The sequence below is a fragment of the Secundilactobacillus yichangensis genome (genome assembly GCF_016861565.1).
GTDB lineage: Bacteria > Bacillota > Bacilli > Lactobacillales > Lactobacillaceae > Secundilactobacillus > Secundilactobacillus yichangensis.
The window spans coordinates 26,558-48,477 of record NZ_BOLK01000011.1 but is presented as its reverse complement, the minus strand read 5'-3'; the positions used below and the strand labels follow the sequence as shown (position 1 = coordinate 48,477).

At 43.8% G+C, this 21,920-nt stretch carries 19 protein-coding genes and 1 pseudogene; 9 read left to right on the top strand and 11 right to left on the bottom strand.

All coding sequences use genetic code 11. The features are described from left to right. Positions 1 to 87: 87 nt before the first annotated feature. On the bottom strand, positions 88 to 480 hold the full coding sequence (locus tag JUE95_RS09230; protein ID WP_373305684.1) for an ArsR/SmtB family transcription factor: 393 nt from the start codon (positions 478 to 480) through the stop codon (positions 88 to 90). Between the two features lie 96 nt (positions 481 to 576). Here JUE95_RS09230 and JUE95_RS09225 point away from each other — a divergent pair, with 96 nt between their 5' ends. Continuing rightward, complete coding sequence (locus JUE95_RS09225; protein ID WP_235995397.1) at positions 577 to 2,454, top strand: heavy metal translocating P-type ATPase; 1,878 nt, start codon at positions 577 to 579, stop codon at positions 2,452 to 2,454. A 62-nt stretch (positions 2,455 to 2,516) separates the two neighbouring features. Here JUE95_RS09225 and JUE95_RS09220 read toward each other — a convergent pair whose 3' ends face one another. From JUE95_RS09220 to JUE95_RS09180, 9 genes are all read right to left on the bottom strand, one after another. Beyond that, positions 2,517 to 3,134, bottom strand: coding sequence for a LysE/ArgO family amino acid transporter (locus tag JUE95_RS09220; protein WP_203650902.1), 618 nt, complete (start codon positions 3,132 to 3,134; stop codon positions 2,517 to 2,519). 185 nt (positions 3,135 to 3,319) lie between these two features. Further along, positions 3,320 to 4,093: a sulfite exporter TauE/SafE family protein gene (locus JUE95_RS09215; RefSeq protein WP_203650901.1), complete on the bottom strand. Its 774-nt coding sequence runs from the start codon at positions 4,091 to 4,093 to the stop codon at positions 3,320 to 3,322. A 105-nt stretch (positions 4,094 to 4,198) separates the two neighbouring features. Then, complete coding sequence (locus JUE95_RS09210; RefSeq protein ID WP_203650899.1) at positions 4,199 to 4,804, bottom strand: TetR/AcrR family transcriptional regulator; 606 nt, start codon at positions 4,802 to 4,804, stop codon at positions 4,199 to 4,201. Positions 4,805 to 4,887: 83 nt separating this feature from the next. Continuing rightward, entirely contained in the window at positions 4,888 to 6,261 is a 1,374-nt protein-coding gene (locus tag JUE95_RS09205) for an Nramp family divalent metal transporter (protein WP_203650987.1), read from the bottom strand. A 291-nt stretch (positions 6,262 to 6,552) separates the two neighbouring features. Continuing rightward, positions 6,553 to 8,076: an ABC transporter permease/substrate-binding protein gene (locus JUE95_RS09200; RefSeq protein WP_235995401.1), complete on the bottom strand. Its 1,524-nt coding sequence runs from the start codon at positions 8,074 to 8,076 to the stop codon at positions 6,553 to 6,555. After that, the gene (locus JUE95_RS09195; RefSeq protein ID WP_203650897.1) at positions 8,072 to 9,016 is read right to left on the bottom strand and encodes an ABC transporter ATP-binding protein; all 945 of its coding nucleotides are present in this window, start codon (positions 9,014 to 9,016) and stop codon (positions 8,072 to 8,074) included. The genes JUE95_RS09200 and JUE95_RS09195 overlap by 5 nt, the downstream gene beginning before the upstream one ends. A gap of 94 nt (positions 9,017 to 9,110) precedes the next feature. Continuing rightward, complete coding sequence (locus tag JUE95_RS09190) at positions 9,111 to 9,770, bottom strand: HAD hydrolase-like protein (protein WP_203650895.1); 660 nt, start codon at positions 9,768 to 9,770, stop codon at positions 9,111 to 9,113. Positions 9,771 to 9,894: 124 nt separating this feature from the next. Then, positions 9,895 to 10,479: a uracil-DNA glycosylase family protein gene (locus JUE95_RS09185; RefSeq protein ID WP_203650894.1), complete on the bottom strand. Its 585-nt coding sequence runs from the start codon at positions 10,477 to 10,479 to the stop codon at positions 9,895 to 9,897. Between the two features lie 90 nt (positions 10,480 to 10,569). Then, positions 10,570 to 11,904 carry a dihydrolipoyl dehydrogenase family protein gene (locus JUE95_RS09180; RefSeq protein WP_203650893.1) on the bottom strand — a complete coding sequence of 445 codons (1,335 nt, stop codon included), beginning with the start codon at positions 11,902 to 11,904 and terminating at the stop codon, positions 10,570 to 10,572. A gap of 224 nt (positions 11,905 to 12,128) precedes the next feature. Here JUE95_RS09180 and JUE95_RS09175 point away from each other — a divergent pair, with 224 nt between their 5' ends. From JUE95_RS09175 to JUE95_RS09145, 8 genes and pseudogenes are all read left to right on the top strand, one after another. Continuing rightward, on the top strand, positions 12,129 to 13,154 hold the full coding sequence (locus tag JUE95_RS09175; RefSeq protein WP_203650892.1) for a phosphate/phosphite/phosphonate ABC transporter substrate-binding protein: 1,026 nt from the start codon (positions 12,129 to 12,131) through the stop codon (positions 13,152 to 13,154). A gap of 28 nt (positions 13,155 to 13,182) precedes the next feature. Then, the gene (gene phnC / locus JUE95_RS09170; protein WP_203650891.1) at positions 13,183 to 13,953 is read left to right on the top strand and encodes a phosphonate ABC transporter ATP-binding protein; all 771 of its coding nucleotides are present in this window, start codon (positions 13,183 to 13,185) and stop codon (positions 13,951 to 13,953) included. Next, the gene (locus JUE95_RS09165; RefSeq protein WP_203650890.1) at positions 13,943 to 14,743 is read left to right on the top strand and encodes an ABC transporter permease subunit; all 801 of its coding nucleotides are present in this window, start codon (positions 13,943 to 13,945) and stop codon (positions 14,741 to 14,743) included. The genes phnC and JUE95_RS09165 overlap by 11 nt, the downstream gene beginning before the upstream one ends. Further along, entirely contained in the window at positions 14,740 to 15,600 is an 861-nt protein-coding gene (locus JUE95_RS09160) for a PhnE/PtxC family ABC transporter permease (RefSeq protein WP_235995395.1), read from the top strand. Before JUE95_RS09165 ends, JUE95_RS09160 begins: the two co-directional genes overlap by 4 nt. A 29-nt stretch (positions 15,601 to 15,629) precedes the next feature. Next, positions 15,630 to 16,376, top strand: a pseudogene (gene phnX / locus JUE95_RS12775) (phosphonoacetaldehyde hydrolase); the annotation flags it as partial. A 39-nt stretch (positions 16,377 to 16,415) separates the two neighbouring features. After that, positions 16,416 to 17,525, top strand: a complete 1,110-nt coding sequence (gene phnW / locus JUE95_RS12770) for a 2-aminoethylphosphonate--pyruvate transaminase (protein WP_235995399.1) — start codon at positions 16,416 to 16,418, stop codon at positions 17,523 to 17,525. A gap of 526 nt (positions 17,526 to 18,051) precedes the next feature. Next, positions 18,052 to 19,446: a sugar porter family MFS transporter gene (locus tag JUE95_RS09150; protein WP_203650887.1), complete on the top strand. Its 1,395-nt coding sequence runs from the start codon at positions 18,052 to 18,054 to the stop codon at positions 19,444 to 19,446. 204 nt (positions 19,447 to 19,650) lie between these two features. Next, positions 19,651 to 21,273: an ABC-F family ATP-binding cassette domain-containing protein gene (locus tag JUE95_RS09145; RefSeq protein WP_235995392.1), complete on the top strand. Its 1,623-nt coding sequence runs from the start codon at positions 19,651 to 19,653 to the stop codon at positions 21,271 to 21,273. Between the two features lie 50 nt (positions 21,274 to 21,323). Here the strand turns inward: JUE95_RS09145 and JUE95_RS09140 are convergent, their stop codons facing one another. After that, positions 21,324 to 21,785 (bottom strand): DUF8821 family protein, encoded by a 462-nt coding sequence (locus JUE95_RS09140; protein ID WP_203650886.1) that lies wholly within the window; start codon positions 21,783 to 21,785, stop codon positions 21,324 to 21,326. Between the last annotated feature and the right edge of the window lie 135 nt (positions 21,786 to 21,920).

Genomic DNA, 21,920 nt, shown 5'->3' with positions numbered 1-21,920 from the left:
GGCTCCGTTTACAAATGTCAACCAAAAAATAGACTAGCCTCAATTTTTTCAGGCCAGCCTATTTAAGGGTATTTTATGCAGTTTTAACTAGCTCATTCCGTGCTCAGTAACGTGGGCTTTTACCTGATCCACGATGGTCATGATGTGCCTATCAGACAGTTCATAGTGAATATTCTTACCACTGCGGGTCCCCTTCACGAGATTTTGCTGTTTCAGCAAACTCAGCTGGTGGGAGACTGTAGACTGATTTAAATCTAAAACTTTTGTCAGTTCAGTCACACTGAGCGTTGATTCGGCAAGTGCTAAGATAATCCGCACGCGAGTGACGTCGCCTAAGGTTTTAAATAAGGCAACAACGTTCTCTAACTCCGAGGATACAATTAAATGGTCTTTCAGGTGCTTAACGATTTCTAAATGTTTAGGATCTTCCATTAGTGACTTAACTGCCTCCATAATGTTCATTTTCGGGTACTTTTTCATTGCAAAAACCGCGAATGCGTTTGCAATTCAATAATAGGACAGGTACAATACATATTAAGATATGTGCATATGTCAATATGTATCGAGGTGAGAATAATGAAATTGGCAACCATTTCTTCACGCACAACTAAAACAGTGCGTGACTTTCTAGAACACAAAAGCGATTTAATAATGATCGCCAGTTCAACCATTATATTATTAATTGCTGTTAGTTTACCAGTCTCTGCAACAAAAATTCTATTCTATATCGCTTCTTACGCTATTATCGGCTACCCGGTCATCTGGAAATCGTTGAAAAACATCGTTCATGGTAACTTTTTCGACGAGAATTTTTTGATGACGGTAGCAACCGTTGGCGCGATTGCACTGGGCGACTACCCTGAGGCTATCGCAGTTATGCTATTTTATCAAATCGGTGAACTGTTTGAAGATCTCGCTGTTCAGCAGTCAAAACAGTCCATTTCATCTCTACTGAAGCTAAAGCCAACAACTGCTACGCTTGTGACGACTACTGGTGAACGGCTGGTGAAACCAGAACAAGTCACTCCCGGGCAAATCATTCGGGTGAAACCAGGTGAAAAGATTGCTCTGGATGGTCAATTAGTAAAGGGCAACACTAGTTTAGACACTTCAGCACTGACTGGTGAATCGCTGCCACGTGACGTTCAAGTGGGTTCCACCATTCTAAGCGGTACCATCAACCTCACTGGTGTCATTGATATCCGTGTCACTAAACCCTATCAGGAATCTACTGTGGCACGGATTTTGGACCTAGTTCAAAACGCCGCGCAAAAGAAAACGGTGACCGAAAAATTCATCACTCGTTTCGCTAAAATCTACACGCCAATCGTAGTTGGTCTCGCAGTTTTGCTGGCGGTTTTCCCGCCGCTGCTTCAATTAGGTACTTGGGCCACTTGGATCAACCGTGCGCTGGTGTTCCTAGTTATCAGCTGTCCATGTGCCTTGGTAATTTCAGTACCACTAAGCTTCTTTGGTGGAATCGGCGCTGCATCGCGACACGGTATCCTAGTTAAGGGCAGCAACTTTCTTGAAGCTTTAACGCAAGTGAACACCGTGGCGTTTGATAAAACCGGTACCTTAACTCAGGGGCAATTCACGGTGAATGCGATTCAGCCTGCAGTTTTGACCAAACAGCAGTTATTAGGGATCGCAGCCGCGGCAGAACAACACTCTAACCACCCTATCGCTCGTTCTATCACGACCGCCTACCAAGGTGATCTCAGTCAGTTCTATGTTCAAAACATTCACGAAACCGCTGGGCACGGTATTCAGGCAACGATCAACGCCCAGGACGTTGTGGTGGGTAATGCTAAAGCAATGAGTGAAAATCACATCGCAATGCCAGCTGCTCAAGTGGAATGTACAACGGTCTACGTTGCAATTGATCACCAGTTCGCCGGCAGTATTAAAGTTGCTGATCAGCCTAAGCCGGACGCTAAAACTGCAATTAGTACACTTAAGCAACTAGGCATTGAACACGCAGTCCTATTAACTGGTGACAATCAAGGGGTTGCCGATCAGATTGGTCACGAACTGGGCTTAAACCACGTAGAAGCAGAGCTGCTGCCGGCACAAAAGGTCTCAAAAATTGAAGATCTCACCCATACTGCTGGCCATCGGGTCGCCTTTGTTGGTGACGGCATCAACGATACACCAGTACTTGCCCGAGCGGATGTGGGCATTGCCATGGGCGGTCTAGGCGCCGACGCTGCTATCGAAGCTGCTGATATCGTCATTATGGATGATCAGCCATCCAAAATTGCGACAATCATCCAAATCGCCAAAGGCACGAAACAAATTGTCTGGGAAAATATCACGTTTGCTCTGATGATTAAAATTATCTTCCTGATTCTCGGTGCATTCGGCATCATTGGGATGTGGGAAGCCGTTTTTGCAGACGTTGGCGTAACAATGATTGCAATTATGAACGCACTGCGTCTTCAACGGCAATAAAAAACAGCCTTGAATCAAGACCGATAACCATTATCGAGCCTGATTCAAGGCTGTTTTTTAATTTAGAAAATTAACCGGAGCGCATTAATAAGCAACAGGATACCATAGCCAACTACGATAATCCCCGAAATAATATTGACCCATATCAGTATCCGCTTTGGCAGCCGGCTCTTTAGAACCCCAACGATAATGGTGATTGAAAAGAACCAAATAGCCGTAGCAATGATAATACCGCCTAAAAAGGGCAGCACTTCTGCATTGATCAGGGTCCCACGTAACGCGCCCATGGTCACACCCGTGTCAATAATCGCCTGCGGATTGGCAAACGTCACGATCCAGGCACTGGCAAAAGCCTCTTTTAACGGCATTTGTGAATCATTTTTGCCAAGTTCGATTTGGCTGGCTGACCGTAAAATACCAATCCCCGTCCACACTACGATTAGTCCCCCGAGGAACATGATGATAATTTTAAGCCAAAGATAACGGCTCACTAGAGCACCCATTCCTAAAAAGGCAACGGTTGTTAGCGTGGTATCCGCGATCCACACAAAGGCACAGATCAGCAGCGCCCGTTGCATTCGGTTACTCATCGCGCTGTTAAAAACGAACAGATTTTGTAGCCCAATGGATGAAACTAGCGCAAAACTAATCAACATCCCACGTAAAACTACTGACGCCATGATTAACTTCTCCTCTTCAACTCGCATAGAAAAAGGCACCCGTTCCAGCCTTCAACGTCATTGAGACGCTGCATCTGCGACTAGAAGTAGCTGCCTATCAAAGCCACCCGACGATGGCCAAGCTATTAGCGATTTAATTAACTCCAAACAGCATACGGGAACTGAACAAGAATGTCAAGATTGCCCTATTTGCCAAAGTAGGCCGTGTAGAACAGGTAGCCGGAGAGGCAAAACGCAGCAATCGTAATCAAATTTCGCAATAGTTTAACCGGCACGTGACGAATCACCACCGGACCAGCATAGCCGCCAATAAACATCCCCACCGCTAAGGGAACCGCCATTAGCCAATAAACTTTAATGGTGAAGGCGTAAATGATCAGCGAAATCACGTTTGTTAACAGCGATGAGAAGTTCTTGATGGCATTGCTTACCACAAAGGGTTTATCCAGTGTCACGGTTAAAATTGCCAGCATAAATATACCGGCTGCAGCACCAAAATAACCAATATAGATACCGACCAGAAAGATGGCCATATTTTTAAGTATTCGGACCCCTAATTTTATCGGTTGATTTGTTTTAGCAGCCGGTTTCTTGTTACCTGAAACCATCATCATTACCGCCGCCAGAAAAATCAGAAACGGCACCACGTGTTCAAAACTTGAAGATGGCAGAAAGGCCAGAATCAAACAGCCAATAATGCCACCAAACGCCGTTAGAAGTCCGACGTGCCACATAGTGGTATGGTTGCCTTTAAGCTCTTTAGTAGACGACATCGTCGACCCTAACCCCGTAAAAATAAGGGCGGCGGTATTCGTCACGTCCGCACTTACCGGTGGTACACCCACACTTAATAGCACAGGATAGGAAACCAAAGAAGCAAGGCCAGCTACCGAACTTAAAAAACCGGCAGTAGCACCTGCTACGATTAGATAAATTGTAATTAAAATAGCGTGTAGCATATCGGCCTCCCACAAAAAACATTTACCTGACTAGTATAGCGCAGTGGCAGGCAGCAAAAAAGCATGTCTCAAAACCGTCATTGGTCAGTAGACATGCTTCTACTTTTAAAGCACCACGCTCAGTTGTGGTCTGATCTGAGCTTTCATCTGCTCGGTTAGCTGCCGGTTATCCTTAATCAATAGCTCATCGTAAATGACCTTTTGAAAAATGGAGACGATTACCCGTGCTAATGGCCGGAACTGGTGGTCTGACATTGATTGAAGAACTGGCGCACTTTTTAGCTGTTTGGCGATCTCATCAACAAGTCCCTCTAAAATCTGAAGCAGCCAATTAGCCTGATCATCAGATAACAGCATCCGCTCATGAATTGTAATCACGAATGACTGATAGTTCTCCTTATCTTGAAAAACTTGCCAAACACTCTCAAAAATCTGCATCAATCGCTCTTCAAGGTCAGCTTTTGTATGACAATCGGTAAACACGATGTGCAGCTGATTAACACGGTTAATAATTCCCTGATACACAATCGTATCCAAGATTTCGTGTTTGCCATGCGGGAAATAATAGTACATCAAGCCTTCTGCCGTTCCCGCGGCTTGGTTGATCATCCGTGTGGTGGTTGCTTCATACCCGTGCTGGGCAAACATTTCCCGGGAAATCTTTAGGATTTTTTCTTTATGCTGGTCACTCTTGGTTTCATTTTTACTCATCATTTAATCCCCACTTTGCAGCTTTTCACGGTATAAAAAAGAGACAGCCTCTCAATTTATCACTGAAATCTGTCCCTACAGTCTTACTTCATCATGCCAACTATTTGCTGTCCAAGAAGGTAAACGTCCAGCACAATCAAAATGACTGTTACTATCCAAGCACTGTATTTTACCCAAGCCCGGTTGGCAAACTGGCCCATAATCTTTTTGCTGCTGGTAAACATCACAAGCGGAATAACTGCGAATGGCAAGGCAATACTCAGAAATACTTGTGAGAAAGTCAGCAGATCTTCAATCTTAGCTTCATTACTATGATAGATAATCGCAAAGATCAGCACTGGTGTCACAGATAGTAAACGGGTGACTAATCTTTGAGCCCATAACGGAATCCGAAGACGAATGAAGCCCTCCATGATAATCTGTCCGGCTAACGTCCCAGTAATCGTGGAGCTTTGACCTGAAGCCAGCAGTGCCACAGCGAATAACATACTGAGCATTGGACTGGCGATTGCACCAACAATTTGGCTGTTGCTCAAAGCATTGAACAAATCAACGAAGTGCCCTAATGAGCTGTTCGTACCAAAGAACAGTGCCGCACCAAGAATTAACAGTAAACTGTTAACGATGAAGGCAATGAACAGCTGTAAATTAGAGTCGATCGTTGAAAATCTAATTGCCCGGGCAATATCGGTTGGTTTTGAACGGTCAAGCTGACGGGTTTGCGAAATTGACGACCCCAAATATAAATCATGAGGCATAACCGTCGCACCAACAATCCCTAATGACAGGTATAACATCGAATGATTAGTGACAATGTCGGTTTGTGGAATGTAGCCGCCAAGGATCCCAGCAATACTTGGGTCTGACAGCGCAACTTCGTATGCGAATACTAACAGGATAACGGCTACTAACGTGGCAACGATGGCTTCAATCTTTCTAAAGCCTAACTTCATCAGTAACAGTAAAATCAAAACGTCAGCGGCTGTAATCAGAATCCCAACAACCAGCGGGATCTTAAACAGCAACTTGAGAGCAATCCCAGAACCAATGATTTCAGCAATATCCGTTGCCATAATTGCTAATTCAGCAATCACCCAAAGAATAAAGCCGACACCCTTACTAGTTCGTTCACGGGTCAGCTGAGCTAAATCCTTACCCGTTACAATTCCTAACTTAGCGGACATGGCCTGTAGCAGCATTGCAATCAAACTAGAGATTAAAATAACCGCTAATAGCTTGTACTTAAACTGTGCACCACCAGCAATTGACGTAATCCAGTTACCTGGATCCATATAGCCAACGGCAATTAGAATACCTGGTCCGGTATAAGCCATTAGCGTTTTCCAGAAACCCCCGTTTTTAGGGACTGCAACTGAACCATTTACTTCATCAAGACTCTTACCTTCACCGTCAACATCTTGGACGAAGTTGTGTTTCTCTGTATCTGTTTCTTTCATCATAAAAACCTCTTTTCTATTGGCTTAGAAATTCGGTTGGTCATTGAAATCCAAATTTGATATAACCTTAAGCGTCTACGTTTAATTCCATATCAAGTTATCATTTCCTTGATCCAAACATTCAAAGCAGTTCGTTTTTAGACTGAGCGCCCGCTCAATTACCAAAACATATATTACCACCATAAATTAAAATTACAAGCAAAAGTTAACCAAGTAGAAGAATTAATTCGGAAACCCTAAAATAAAAACACCAAGCAAAACTGTTCTCACAGTCTTACTTGGTGTTTTCTGTTAGTTCAAATAGTGGTGCTTTTGTAAATATTCACGAGCAACTACCGACGCTTTGCGATGCTTAACGGTCACTTGGTAGTTCATGTTTTGCATATCAGCAATCGATATTTTACCGCTCAGACGATTCAGCTGCTTAACTACATTTGGATGCTGCTTAGCAAAACTGGTTTTCATCAACGGTGCTCCCTGGTACGTGGGGAAGAATTCCTTGTTATCTTTAAGAATAACTAAATGATATTTCTTGATTTGCGGATCAGTAGTATATCCATCTGTAACGTCCACTCGCTTATCAGCTAGGGCTTCATACCGAAGCGATGGTTCCATTGTCTTAGCCGATTTTAAATTTAACCCATAGGCTTTCCTCAGTCCCGGGTAGCCGTTACTTTCCTGATAGAAATCCGGATCAAAGGCTCCTGAAAGCTGATTTGAAACCCTGGCTAAATCACTAATCGTCCGCAGATGGTACCGAGCAGCAGTATCTCGTCGAACCGTGACGGCGTAATTATTTTGATATGCCATTGGTTTCAAATAAGTCATGTTAAACTGCTGTTTCAAATCATCACGCGCATTCTCATACGCAATCTCAGGGTCATGATTAACGATTTTACTGCCCTTGACCAACGTTTGCAAAACGGTTCCCGTAAACTCAGGGTAAACGTCGATTTTCCCGCTTTGAAGCCCTTTGAATAGAAAACTGGTACCACCAAAGTTAGGCTTTAACGTCACTTTTACCTTGGAATCGTTTCGCTCGATCAGGTCCTTATACATATTAATCAGCACTTCCGGCTCACCGCCTAATTTACCAGCAATGGTGACCGTTTGAGCTTGCGGCTTAAGTAATTGATGACTGATGGTACCACCCAAACCAATGATAACCAGGATTAACGTCCAAATACCAAGACGTTTTAAAGGCACCTTTGACAATAATGCAATCAGCCAGTTAGCTAATAAAGCCAAGATAGCCGAAAGAATAGCGCCCACTAACAACGCCGTATTGTTATTTGTTTGAATACCAAGCAGGATATACGTCCCTAAACCGCCACCACCAATCAAAGCAGCCAACGTTGCAGTTCCAATGACCATCACAGTGGCAATTCGAATCCCCGATAAAATCATCGGCATTGCTAATGGTAATTCAACTTTAAACAACTTGAATTGCGGCGTAACCCCGAGTGCATCAGCAGCTTCTATCAAGACTGGATCGATATTAGTGAGCCCGGCGTAAGTATTTTGAAAAACCGGCATAATAGCATATAGCACTAACGCAATAATTGCGGGAACCGTTCCAATTCCAACAAATGGGATCAGAATCCCCAAAACTGCCAAACTGGGAATGGTTTGAATCACCCCAGTAATTTGAAGGAAAAGCTCACCGATTCGACGGTGGTTAATCAGTGCAATTGCCAATGGAATAGCAATCAAAATCGTGATTAGCATAGCGATTAAAGAAATTGAAATATGCTGCCACAGAGCCTGTAATAAGTCACTGTGATTCTTATTAACATAACTTATTAATTGACTAATGACTGTCACCTTCCATTTCAAGTGATGCAAGATAATCGATTAAATCATGGTCAGTCAGCACCTTGTCATCCACGATAACTTGATCTAGCTGCGACTCTCGAAGTGCAGTTGCCCATTCAAATATGCTTTGACCTTTAACCATTCTAGTTCCTGGTTCGTCAGGTTTAGCCGGCCGGCCAAATCCCGAAGCCAAAACTTGGCCTAATAATTGGTCAGTTTGCTGTTCATCCGCAAAGAAATTGCTGACAAACGCATTGGCCGGTTCCGCTAAGATCTCGGTTGGCGTACCGACCTGCTGCAGCTTGCCATTGTGCACGACAGCAATTCGGTCAGCTAGACGCAGTGCCTCATGCATATCATGAGTCACAAAAACAATTGTGCTGTCTAACTCATGATGCAGGTTAATGACAATTTGCTGCAGTTGCCGTCTCGACACTGGATCCAAAGCACTGAACGGCTCGTCCATGAGGACTAAGCCCGGTTTGCAGGCTAATGCGCGTACAATTCCGACCCGTTGTGCTTCGCCACCAGAAAGTTCACTTGGCATCCGATCAAGAAAATGATCAGGATCAAGCCCGACCTCAGTCATCAATTCGGCAATTCTGGCACGCTTCTTCTCCACCGGCCACTTTAAATTATCCAGTTGAACACTGGCATTCTCAGCCACTGTCATATTCGGAAATAGGGCACCGGTTTGCAGCACATAGCCAACTTGACGGCGTAATTGCTGCAAATTCATCTCTGCAACGTCCTTACCGTCGATCTTCACCTGTCCAGACGTTGGCACTACCAAGCGATTAATGGTTTTTAATAAGGTCGTTTTACCACTGCCAGATGGACCAACTAACACAAATAATTCACCATCATTAATGGTGAGACTTAAGTGATCAAGTGCATGCTGATCTTGATATTCTTTGTTTACGTTAAGCAGTTCAATCACTAGAATCACCTCGGTTTAAATCTCTAGTTCTAATCCTTACTCTGTTCTTTATAAATGAATAAAAAAGGGTCGCTTTAAGCGCTCCTTAACCTTATTATCCTAATAATCGCTTCACACCAGCGGGGAGCTCTGCAGATGACGTCACCAGTGCTGTTGCGTTGGCCGCACGAAGCTCCGCTGCATCGCCAAAGCCATAGGTGACACCCAGTGTTTTCACGTGGTTTTCGAACCCGCCGTTCATATCCGTATAACGATCACCAACCATGACGCTTTGATCTTGAGTAGCACCACTTTGTTCAAGCCCATATGCCAAAATATCCGCCTTTTGAACCCGAATCTTACGGTTCTCAGTTGCACCATAAATACCGTTAAAGTAATTGTTCAACTGAAATTTATCGACAATCCGTCGTAAAACGGGTTCTGGTTTTGCAGAAGCTAAATTTAGCTGGTACCCAGCCGATTTCAAAGTTGTTAGTGCCACTTCAACTCCCGGATAAATTTCCAAGTCAAATAGCCCTTGCGAGTTATAGTTCTCCCTGTATCTAGCGACACCAGCGTTAATTTGTTTCTCTGACAGCGAAGGAAAAAACTTCTTGAGACTATCAGTTACCGTTGGACCAATAAACAGCCGGTATTCTGCATCCGTCAAATGCGGCAGCTGCAGTTCGTCCACCATCTTTTTGACCGCCATAATAATGCCGTGCTGGGAATTAACGATGGTGCCATCAAAATCAAAGAAAACTTGTTTATTCATGAGCGTCTCCGTTTCTGGCAATCCTGGCGTATAGACTACCGTAAATATGATTTATCTTCAAGTAGAACAGCCAAAATGCTTACTTTTAATTAAGAAACTCAGTTAGATTCTCCAAAAATACTACTTAGGATTCAAGCAATTGTCTAACCTCAGCTTGCAGTTCTGGTACGACCTCGTCTTCAAACCAAGGATGCTGATGCATCCAGCCATAATTTAACGGGGAAGGATGGACGATAGGAAAGTACTCAGGCAAATAGTCACGGTAATGTGCCACGGTTTCTGTGAGCGTTTTTTGGCGTCGTTTCTGCAAGTAATATTTCTGAGCATAAGCACCAATGAGCAGGGTTAATGACACCTTGGGCATCAGTTCTAAAACGGGCTGATGCCACTTTTCGGCAAATCCCTTTCTAGGCGGCAGATCCCCCTGCTTGCCTTTTCCCGGGAAATAAAAGTCCAGCGGTACCACTCCTAATTTCCCAGAATGGTAGAATTCATCACGGCTCATCCCCATCCATGATCTTAATCGGTCACCGCTTGGGTCGTCCCAATACGTCATCGATTCTTGACCTTTTCGGCTTGGTGCCTGACTAATGATTAAAATTCGTGCTTCAGGTTCAACGTGGTACAGCGGCTCAATGCCCTGTCTGGTGAACTCCGCATTCTGCGGATCCGCCATAATTTCCCGGTAAATATCTTTTGCGCGCCCCATTTTTCCACTTCCTATTCTTGATACCTCATTTTAACATGACAAACCCCTCGTATGCATACACATACAAGGGGTTTACTTCATTTCATTTGCTTAATAAAAGTACCCGAGATCACTAGTAACGCTTGGATAAACTGGGGTCCAGTCAGTGGCATTTTTAGCCGGTGTCCCGTGAGTGATCAGCTCAGAAAAATCGTTGATCAGTTCTTCAGCATTAATCGCCAAAACGATTGCACCGACTAATTTCCCAGAAGTCTTATCAACGATCGTCGTCACGTGGGCGTTCTGATCTTGGAGCCGATGATACGTATACCAGGAACCTACCGGCTGGTCACTAATTGTATAGTGATCAGGAGCTTGCTTAGCTGATTCAAGCGTCACACCAACTTGCGCCAGTTCCGGCCCGGCGAACACCGTATGGGGAATGGCCGGATACTGAATTGGATCATGTGTGTCACAAGCGATTACCGAGGCAACATAACGACCTTCAATGCCAGAAACCGGCGTTAACTTAGGCACCGATTTAGCAATGGCATCGCCAATCGCATAGATGGACGGCACGCTGGTTCTTAGATGGTCATCAACCTTGATGCCTTGCGGTTCTACTGTAACCCCAATTCCATCTAAATTTAGCTGATCCAAGTTGGGGCGCCGTCCCGCTGCGGCAAAAATGGTATTTAGGGTGAACGATCCATCAGAATCCGTCGTTACTTTGACTTGATCATCAGTCGTTTGCAGGGCAGTAACGTTAGTATTCATGTGGAATTGAATACCCTTATCAGCCAAAATTTTCTTTAGCCGCTCGGTATACTCTTGCGGGAAATTACGCAGCAAACGGTCATTATGCTGGAAAATGTGAACTTCAGCGCCAGCTTCAACTGCAATATTAGCCAGTTCAATCGCAACGTAACCAGCACCAACAAACCCAACCTTTTCGGGCAAAGTATCCAGATTCAGGAAATCCGTACTAGTCTTAAAGGCTGCCTTACCAGGAATGTCCGGAATATTAGGAGTTGCCCCAGTGGCAATTACGATTTGCTGACCCGTGACCTGCTGATCACCCACTCGAACCGTATGACCATCGACGAATTGCGCAGTGCCATGAAGGTGGTCAATACCGGCACCTTTTAAACCTGCTTCAGTGCCCGTTGGGATTTTTTCCGTATAGCCGCGCTTAAACGCCATCATTGCTGGCCAATCGACTTTGGGTTCTGCCGGTAACCCACTTTCGTGATAGCGAATCACCTGTCTTTTGGCCTCCACAACACCATAAAGCATCTTTTTAGGGTCGCAGCCGAAGTTGGGACATGTTCCGCCCCACAGATTACCTTCAATCACCAAAACCTTCTGCTGGCTGTTTAAGCCGTATGCCACAGCTAATCCACCAGGCCCGCCACCAATAACAATCGTATCGTAATCAAACGCCATATGAACCCCTCCTGTTCGTTGCTTATCATTTCACCTTTCAACATACTACAAAGTGTGCTATGGCGCCAAAGTTATGCCTTTACACCATAGTAATCTTATACCATTGCAGTTCTTATTTACCAAACATTTACACGTTATTTATAAATATTTACGAAGGATTTATGTTGTATTTACAATCACCCGCTAGTATTAAGCCTATCAAACATAGATAGGGGTTATTTAAGATGACTATTTTCAAAACGAGTTTATTTGCCGCCGGAATTATCGGATTATCACTTGCAGCAGCTGGCTGCAGTTCTTCAAACACTACTGGAGGACACCAAAAAGCAAAAGATCTAACGGTCGTTTTCTTACCTGGCGACTCTGCTAAAGAAGCCGGTCCAGCCAGAACGGCGCTAGCTAACGAGATTCACAAAGCCACTGGAAAAAAGGTGGACGTTAAAACCACTACCGACTACAACGTTGCCATTCAAGCTATTTCTTCTGGAAAAGCACAAATTGCGCTGATGGGACCAGATAGTTACATTCAGGCACACAAGCAAAACGCTTCTGTTGAACCAATCCTCACTTACTCTGGTAAGTCCGGCACACTGAAGGACGCTCAGTATCACAGTTACATCATGGTACCTAAGGATAAAGCCAGCCAGTATAAAGTAAATGGCAAGTATAGCCTTGAAAAGATTAAGGGCAAGAAGATGTCATTCGTCTCAAATACTTCAACGTCAGGTTTTGCCATCCCAGCCGGTGCTATCCAAACTAGCTTTAAGTTGAAAAATAAAGATGATTTACAGCAAAGCGGCAAATTCTTCTCTAAAGTCCTATTTGGCGGCTCGCACCAAGGTTCAGCCGTCAACTTGCTTAAAGGTGATGCTGATGTAGCTGCTTTCGATGATATGGATCTGGTTTCATACGGAAAATTCACCAATGATTCAACCAAAGCAGGTGCTGACTTTAAGATCAATGCCAACGCACCAGCACCGTTTAATAGCGTCCGTGGTAAGGAAAGCATCGCGCTAGCCGCTTATCCAGTACAAAACGAGCCGATTGCAGTGAATTCAAAGATGATCAGTAAATCAGATACTAAGAAGATCATCAGCGCATTGACTTCATCCCGCATCGCTAAAGATGAGAAATTCTTTGCACCATCTAACGCTAAGGTACACAGCCTGCTACCTAAGGATGGCGATACCCAATTCATTGCCATTTCTGATAAATGGTACGCCCCAACCCACAAGGTACTTGGTGAATAATTCGGTAATCTAAGGAGGCCCTCCCCTGATGTTAACAGTGAAGCACTTAGCTAAGAGCTACGACGGCGAGAAAAAGTCGTTAACTGATGTTTCTTTTAGTGTTCGACCTGGTGAAGTAACCGTGATTATTGGGCCTTCCGGTGCCGGTAAAACGACTATTTTACGCAGTATCAATCAATTGATCCAGGACGATGACGGTGAAATCTTGTTCGATAATACCGATATGCGTCAATTGAACCGCGCACAGTTACGACGAGCTCGCTGTCGAATCGGTATGATCTTTCAAAACTATAATCTGATCGAACCGCTAACTGCCATCGAGAACGTTTTACACGGCTGTCTAGGCACCAAATCAAATCTGGCGGGTATTTTCTCGATGTATCGTAACCGGGAAAAGGAAGAAGCTTTGCAACTTCTGCAAAAGGTTGGCCTGGGTGAATTTGCCTATCAGCAATGCCGTAACCTCAGTGGTGGCCAAAAACAACGTGTTGGCATTGCTCGCGCGCTCATGCAGCACCCCAAAATCATTTTATGTGATGAACCGATCGCGTCGTTGGATCCCAAATCAACGATTACGGTAATGGATATTCTCAGGGATCTGGCCGTTAATGACGGTATCTCAGTTCTGATTAATCTCCATCAAGTTGATATTGCCAGAGAATATGCGGACCACGTCATCGGTATCAATAACGGCCAGGTCGTTTTCGACGATCGTACAAAGGCACTCTCTGATGCGGCCATCGCAAATATTTATCAAAAGGACGCCAATACAGAAGGGAGCCTAGTGCATGAGTTCTGATGTTCAGGAAATCAATAGTTTCTTCAGTAAAAAGCGTTTTAGATTGACACTCATTATCGTCATTCTTGGAATAGCTTATGTTGGCGCTTCTATTGGACTAGGGTTTCAGACTCACTCGTTACTCAACGTTCAAGACGGTATTGTGTGGCTGATTCAAAATTTCATTCCCAATGAGGCCTCCAAAGGTTACTGGGGTGAAATCCTGCAGCAGCTCTTTCGAACCTTTTTAGTCGCCGTTGCGGCCACTACCTGTGCTGCCGTGGTATCGCTATTTCTAGCGATTATTGGTGCTAAAACCCTAACACCTGCCATTACCATCAGCTGGGTCATTCGCGCTTTTTCGTCACTGCTGCGAAATATTCCAATCGTTGCCTGGGCAATGATTCTGCTCTTTTCGTTCAAACAAAATGACCTCACAGGTTTCCTGGCACTGTTCTTTATGACGCTAGGCTTTCTCACACGGGCTTTTATGGAAACCATCGAGGATTTTGGCACCGGAAAAATTCAGGCACTACAGGCCACTGGTGCTACCTACCTGCAAGTCATTTTCCAGGGTCTCTTGCCAGAAATTGCAGTAGCGCTTATGTCCTGGATACTTTACATGATTGAAAATAACGTTCGTGATGCCACCTTAGTTGGCTTACTGACTGGGACTGGTATCGGCTTTATCTTCAATCTCTATTTTAAGAGTTTAAGGTATGGAGCAGCTGGTTTAGTTGTACTATCCGTCATCATTTTAGTGGTATCGGTTGAACTTATCTCCAACCTGATTGGGAGGCTATTATCGTGATCAAACCAGAAAATCAAATTTCCATCCCCACTAGAGTTCCAGCCGGTCCTAAGCTGTCAATTCCCTTACGTCTTCGGGATCGACGTCGTGTAACGATTCTACTCACACTGATTGTGCTGGCCTATATCACACTGATGACACTACCGACAATGATCCCAAACCATTTTAAATTGGGCGCGGCACTAGCGAGTTTTGTAGAGAATATTAACATCATGTTTCTGCAACCGCACCTTGCTAACACCACTTTTGCAGCCCTCTTGGGTGCACTTGGCCAAAGTATTCTTTTAGCCTTCTTGACCACTTTAATTGGTTCTACCGTAGCGTTCTTCTTTGCTTTAGCCAGTACGAGGCGGTTAGCCCCCAACTATCTAGTGTTGGGTATCCAAAGCTTCATGGCCGTTATTCGTGCCATTCCAACCGTCCTTTGGGTTCTGATCTACAGTGTCGTCTTTGGCCTGGGGGCTAATGCAGCAGTGGTCGGCATCACCTTTCACAGTATTGCTTATCTGACCAAGGTCTATGCCGACAGTATGGATGAACTTGCACCGGAGATTATTGAAACCATGCGGGCCATGGGGCTTAAAAAGAGTGCTATCGTCCGTCAGGCCATCATCCCCTACCTGATTCCAAGTTACCTTAGTTGGACCTTCATCCGTTTTGAAATTAACTTTGCCGACGCCATTGCTGTTGGCGCCGCAGCTGGTGCTGGCGGTATCGGGTATCAGCTTTTCATGTCAAGCAGCTTCTACTTCAACTTCCACGAAGTTGGTGTGATGGTTTACATGATTTTAGCCTTTGCGCTGATACTAGAGATCATTTCATACCGTCTGCGCTCTGTCACCAATAGTAATCGCTAGGTATTTAATTAAAATAGGAGGAATGCTTTATGATTGAAGCCATTGTATTAGATTGGGCCGGCACAGCCGTTGACTATGGCAGCCGTGCCCCCATCATTGCCTTTAAAAACGCCTTTGCACACTTTAATATTGATTTAAGTGAAGCCACCATCCGTCAAGATGTTGGTTTGGATAAATTAACTCACGTTCGTAAAATACTTCAAAATTCTGAAATATCAAGTTCTTGGGAAACGACTCACCCCACTATTCCCCTAGCAAAAGCCGCTGAAGAAATTTACGCTCAGTTCCAAATTGAAATTAACAAGGTGCTTGCTGAAACCGCTCAACTTAAGCCTGGTATGACTGACTTAATTAAGTTTGCTAATGCCCATCATATTCAATTAGCAACAACCACCGGCTATACGCAAGCCATGTTAGATCAAATCCTGCCACTGGCAGCTAAACAAGGTTATAAGCCTGCCTATAACATCACTTCGGAACAAACCAACCACGTGGGCCGTCCAAGTTCAGCCATGGTTGAACTTGCAATCAGGAAGATGAACATTTCCGATCCTTCTCACGTCATCAAAGTCGGCGACACAGTTAACGACATTTTAGAAGGTAAAAACGCTGGCACAATTTCAATCGGGGTTGTTGACGGTGGCAATTTAATTGGGCTGTCGCAACAAGAATTCAATGAATTAGACATTGAACAACGTGACCGCTGCCAGGCCAAAGCAGCTGTAATTTTGAAGGAAGCTGGTGCCGATGAAACCATTAATAACATCGCTGATTTAATCCCGCTAATTGAAGCGATTAATGATCAACAGCATGAAATGCCGCTATTGCTGACACCTGGTCCGCTGACAACCAGCCACACCGTCAAAGAAACCATGCTAGTTGACCATGGTACCTGGGATGATGACTACAAAGAACTTACGCAATGGGTTCGTCATGAACTTGTCGCCGTCGGCAAAGCCTCAGAAGACGATTACACAGCCGTCCTGATGCAAGGCAGCGGCAGTTTCGGTGTCGAAGCAGCAATCGGCACTGCTGTTCCTAAGCAGCATGCCACTCTCTTGATTGCAGCAAACGGGGCCTATGGGGAACGCATGATTGAAATTGCTGATTATCTATCGATTCCCCACGTTGACCTTCAAGTACCAGAAGATCAGACAGTCACCTTAACTGCAGTTGAGGAATCCTTAGCCAAACACCCAGAAGTCACTCACTTTGCAGTCGTTCACTGCGAAACTACTACGGGTATCTTAAACCCAATTGAAACCATCATCCCAGCGCTGGCCGAAAAAGGCATTATTACCATAGTTGATGCTATGTCCAGCTTCGGTGGTGTACCGATCGATTTGGAAAGACTTCGGGCTGACTATCTGATTACGAGTTCAAATAAATGTGTCCAAGGCGTTCCCGGATTTAGTATTGTACTAGCTAAAAAGAAGACTTTACAAGGAACTGAAGGTAATGCCCGTTCCTTAGCTCTAGATCTATACGCGCAGTATCGAACCTTCGAAGACCATGATGGTAAGTGGCGTTTTACGTCTCCAACCCACGTTGTTTATGCTTTTGCTGAAGCGCTACGTGAACTCGAACAGGAAGGTGGTGTCACTGCTCGGACACATCGTTATCACACGAATGAAACGCTCTTACGGAAAGGTATGCAGGAGCTGGGTTATGAATTAGTAATCAACGAAGATGTTCAATCACCGATTATTACTTCCTTTAAGTATCCAACGGCTGACTTTAACTTCCGGGCATTTTACGAATACCTAAAAGATCGTGGCTTCATTATTTATCCGGGCAAGGTTTCAAAGTGTGACAGCTTCCGAATTGGTAACATCGGTGAAGTTTCAGCTGATGATATCAACCACCTGCTGAACTTAATCAAAACCTATACTAAAGAAGAGTTACAGCTTCCAGTCGGTAACTAGATTATCAGTTAACACAACAACTAAGATCGTATTTATGAGTTAACGATCAACATAGTTCTGGCGATTCAAACCGTTTTAAACTAAACAGCACTAGTCATTTTCTCCAGCTAGAGGAATGACTAGTGTTATTTAGTTTGAAGACAGATAGAATTATTACACCGATTTTAAGCTTGATAAATGTTTTATATGCAGCAAAATAAGCCAAAATTTATCATGATGACCCTAAGCTAAAAAAATAATTCAAAAAACATTTTGGGGTATACCAATTATTGATTTTATAACTTATGGTAACTATATTAAAAATATTAATCGTTGACTTGTGAACGTCAGCGAACCCATGACAGTATATGTGAGTAAATTAACATGATTTTGTATTTTTATTAGTTACTGAAATCCCTATCCTATCCAAATTTGAAATCGCTTTACTTTTTGATTTATAGGCAATGTAAACGTTTGTGTTTTAAATATAAAAGCTTACAATTGGGGTTGTTAAAAAGCTATTATCTATAAGTTAGGAGAGATTATCATGCGTGTACGTCATTTGAGTACTTTCTTCATATTTACTTTCGGCGCACTGGGTGGCCTCTTGTTTGGCTTTGATACCGGAATTATTTCAGGTGCTTCATCACTGATTGAATCCGATTTTAGCCTCAACATTGAACAGACTGGTTTCATTACCTCATCCGTTCTAATTGGCTCCTCAGTTGGTGCTTTATCAATTGGTTCTTTATCAGATAAATTTGGGCGGAAGCGTCTGTTACTAGTTGCTTCTCTCCTATTCTTACTTGGATCAGGACTATCAATGACAGCTTCAGGATTTGCATCAATGGTTGTTGCTAGAATCATCCTTGGATTCGCCGTAGGTTCTGCTTCAGCATTAACACCAGCCTACCTAGCTGAACTTGCTGACGCTCCTCATCGTGGTTCACTTGGGACGATGTTCCAGTTGATGGTTACTTTAGGTATTCTGCTGGCTTACGTTTCAAACTTAGGTTTCTTGGGTCACAACCTACTAGGCATGCGTGACTGGCGGTGGATGCTTGGGTCAGCTTTGATTCCTGCCTTAGCATTGTTCTTCGGCTCATTGGTTCTCCCAGAATCACCACGATACTTAGTTGAAAAGGGTAAAATCGATGAAGCTAGAGACGTTTTACACAACTTACGTGCTAAAACTAACGAAGACCCTGACAAGGAGTTAGCTGACATCCAAGCTATCGCTAATCAACCTAAGGGCGGGATCAAGGAACTGCTTACCTTTGCTCGTCCAGCCGTTGGAGTCGCCGTTGGCTTAATGCTGCTGCAGCAATTAGTCGGGATTAATTCAGTTATCTACTTCTTACCGCAAGTCTTTATTAAAGGTTTTGGGTTCCCTGACGGCGATGCCATTTGGGTTTCCGTTGGTATCGGGATCGTCAACTTTGTTTGCACGGTATTAGCTTATAATATTATGGACAAATTTAACCGTAAGACCATTCTACTATTTGGTTCTATCGTGATGTCCATTTCAATTTTTATTTTAGCTATCTTGAACTTTACCGTTAGCGTTAAAACTGCTGCGGTACCAACAATGATCCTAATCGCATTTTATATTTTCGGTTTTGCGGTTTCATGGGGTCCTATTTGCTGGTTGATGTTAGGCGAAATCTTCCCATTAAATGTTCGTGGAATTGGTAACTCAATCGGTTCTGCCGCTAACTGGATCGGTAACTTCATCGTTTCACAGTTCTTCTTAGTATTACTGACCTTCTTCCACAACAACGTCGGTGGTCCATTCTTAGTATTTGGTTTCTTCGCCATCGTTTCAATCTTCTTTGTTATTTACGCGGTTCCCGAAACCCGTGGTAAAACACTTGAAGAAATTGAAATGGAAATGCGTCATAAGCAAGCAGATAAAGAAGCTGCCAAAAAAGCTGTTAAATAACCATTTAAGTTTGCAGATTAAAATAATTACTTTTTAAATAGGTAATAGCGTTTCTAAACCGGCCGATTTAGAAACGCTATTTTGGTTTCCAAGGATAAATTCATTTCCTGCCATTCTACGATGGAAAGTACCGAACAAATCTGATACTATATAGGGACGGATTCACATTTCTTGATTTCGACAACTATAAAGTGAGGTACTAACTTGTTAACTGTAACCAATGTGTCCATGAGTTTTTCGGACCGCAAACTGTATGATGACGTTAATTTAAAGTTTACTCCCGGCAACTGTTACGGCATTATTGGTGCTAACGGAGCTGGTAAGTCAACTTTTCTTAAAATTCTTGAAGGCCAATTAACCCCTACTACTGGAAACATTTCGCTAGGCCCTAACGAGCGGATGAGTAGTTTAAAGCAAGACCACTTTGCCTTTGATGATCAAACTGTTTTAAACACTGTCCTCCAAGGCCATGAGCATCTCTATCAAGTCATGACGGAAAAGGATGCGCTATACGCAAAATCCGATTTTTCCGATGCAGACGGCATCAAAGCCGCTGAGCTTGAAGGTGAATTTGCTGAAATGGACGGCTGGAACGCTGAAAGTGACGCTAGCCAGCTACTGCAATCCATGGGCATCCCAGAATCTCAGCACCAATCATTGATGAAAGATCTGCCGGAAAGTGAAAAGATTAAAGTTTTATTGGCACAAGCACTGTTTGGTAAACCGGACGTCTTACTTTTAGACGAACCAACCAACGGTTTGGATCCAATGACGATTAGCTGGTTAGAAAACTTTCTTGCCGACTATGAGAACACTGTTCTCGTTGTCAGCCATGACCGTCACTTCCTGAACGCTGTATGTACACATATGTGCGACGTTGACTTCGGTAAAATTCAACTTTTCGTGGGCAACTACGACTTCTGGCTGCAAAGTTCAGAGCTCGCCTTAAAGCTGCGTAATCAGGCTAACTCTAAAAAAGAAGAACAGATTAAACAGCTACAAGACTTTATTGCCCGTTTCTCAGCAAACGCCTCAAAGTCTAAACAAGCTACTTCCCGTAAAAAGCAATTAGATAAGATTACTTTGGACGACATTAAACCTAGTTCACGTAAATACCCATTCATCAAGTTTACGCCAGAACGCGAACTTGGTAATGATCTCCTGCGAGTGGAGAATGTCAGCAAAACCATTGATGGTCATCAAGTTCTCGATAACGTCAACTTCATCCTCCGTCCTGGGGATAAGGCTGCTTTGATCTCGCGTTCTGATGTCACCACCAGCGTGCTCATGCAACTGCTTGCTGGCAAAATGGAACCTGATACTGGTACCATTACCTGGGGTGTGACGACTAACCGGGCCTACATGCCAAAGGACTTAAATCCAGAATTTAGCAACGATAACCTGAATATTCTGGAATGGCTGCGCCAGTACGCCAGCAAGGAAGAAAGCGACAATACTTTCTTGCGCGGCTTCCTAGGACAGATGCTGTTCAAAGGTGACGAAGTTCTTAAAGAAGTTCCCGTTCTTTCTGGGGGCGAAAAAGTTCGGAGCTACCTTTCCAAACTGATGCTCAGTAAGGCAAACGTTCTCTTGCTGGACGACCCGACGAACCATTTAGACTTGGAAAGCATTACAAGTTTGAACGATGCTTTGATTGATTTTTCGGGTTCTATGGTTTTCACCAGCCATGATCACGAGTTTATTCAAACGATTGCCAATCATATCGTCGAAGTGGGGCCTAAGGGCGTTGTAGACCGCGCCGACACCACGTATGATGACTTTATGGCACACGAAGTTGCACAAGCACAGGTGGGCAAAATCTATTAATAAACGCACTAAAAAACGTCATCCCAGTTCAAATCTGAGATGACGTTTTTTTAGTGCTCCTGTTTGATTTTAAAATAACTGCCCCGAATAGTGCCGGCTAACTTTGATCTTTGACGGGCAAATTTAAACTTATCAGCTAATTCTGCGGGCACTTCCATACCGTCAGATAGTTTAAAGCCAACCGCACGTTTACCCTCTGGATCTAACGCATACATCACGTTAATTGCCAAACCATTTTCGTAAAACACGTAGGTCCACTTAGTCCCTTCAACCTCAAACTGTGAGACTTCAAGTGGTTTAGACTGAATCTTTAAATCTCGTTCTGATAAAACATCGTTCACGTAATCTACTAATTCTGGATGCTCACTGGCAGGTTCGGTCACGTATTCATGCTTGTACTTATTCCAGAAGTAACGTGCTTCATTAGCCCGTAATCCTGCCAATGCTGGTGCAACTGGTGAGCTCTCTAAACCAACCTGCTCAACATTTTTAAAATCAACTTTATAACTCATTTTGATCCCCCGTCTGTTTAATTTTCTACCCGTTAATTGACAACCATACAAATAAATCATCTCAAAGTATAGCGGTTTCGCTTTAAAATTACTATCCCTTCAACTAAAGAATGTTTCACATGAAACATCTCACAC

Excerpts from the sequence above, each read along its gene's own strand:
- phnW (WP_235995399.1), top strand. The coding sequence starts at position 16,416 with ATGCCGCTATTGCTGACACCTGGTCCGCTGACAACCAGCCACACCGTC.
- JUE95_RS09185 (WP_203650894.1), bottom strand. The coding sequence starts at position 10,479 with ATGGGGCGCGCAAAAGATATTTACCGGGAAATTATGGCGGATCCGCAG.
- JUE95_RS09215 (WP_203650901.1), bottom strand. The coding sequence starts at position 4,093 with ATGCTACACGCTATTTTAATTACAATTTATCTAATCGTAGCAGGTGCT.
- JUE95_RS09180 (WP_203650893.1), bottom strand. The coding sequence starts at position 11,904 with ATGGCGTTTGATTACGATACGATTGTTATTGGTGGCGGGCCTGGTGGA.
- JUE95_RS09225 (WP_235995397.1), top strand. The coding sequence starts at position 577 with ATGAAATTGGCAACCATTTCTTCACGCACAACTAAAACAGTGCGTGAC.
- phnC (WP_203650891.1), top strand. The coding sequence starts at position 13,183 with ATGTTAACAGTGAAGCACTTAGCTAAGAGCTACGACGGCGAGAAAAAG.
- JUE95_RS09230 (WP_373305684.1), bottom strand. The coding sequence starts at position 480 with ATGAAAAAGTACCCGAAAATGAACATTATGGAGGCAGTTAAGTCACTA.
- JUE95_RS09175 (WP_203650892.1), top strand. The coding sequence starts at position 12,129 with ATGACTATTTTCAAAACGAGTTTATTTGCCGCCGGAATTATCGGATTA.
- JUE95_RS09165 (WP_203650890.1), top strand. The coding sequence starts at position 13,943 with ATGAGTTCTGATGTTCAGGAAATCAATAGTTTCTTCAGTAAAAAGCGT.
- JUE95_RS09150 (WP_203650887.1), top strand. The coding sequence starts at position 18,052 with ATGCGTGTACGTCATTTGAGTACTTTCTTCATATTTACTTTCGGCGCA.
- JUE95_RS09140 (WP_203650886.1), bottom strand. The coding sequence starts at position 21,785 with ATGAGTTATAAAGTTGATTTTAAAAATGTTGAGCAGGTTGGTTTAGAG.
- JUE95_RS09220 (WP_203650902.1), bottom strand. The coding sequence starts at position 3,134 with ATGGCGTCAGTAGTTTTACGTGGGATGTTGATTAGTTTTGCGCTAGTT.
- JUE95_RS09205 (WP_203650987.1), bottom strand. The coding sequence starts at position 6,261 with ATGAAAGAAACAGATACAGAGAAACACAACTTCGTCCAAGATGTTGAC.
- JUE95_RS09190 (WP_203650895.1), bottom strand. The coding sequence starts at position 9,770 with ATGAATAAACAAGTTTTCTTTGATTTTGATGGCACCATCGTTAATTCC.
- JUE95_RS09210 (WP_203650899.1), bottom strand. The coding sequence starts at position 4,804 with ATGAGTAAAAATGAAACCAAGAGTGACCAGCATAAAGAAAAAATCCTA.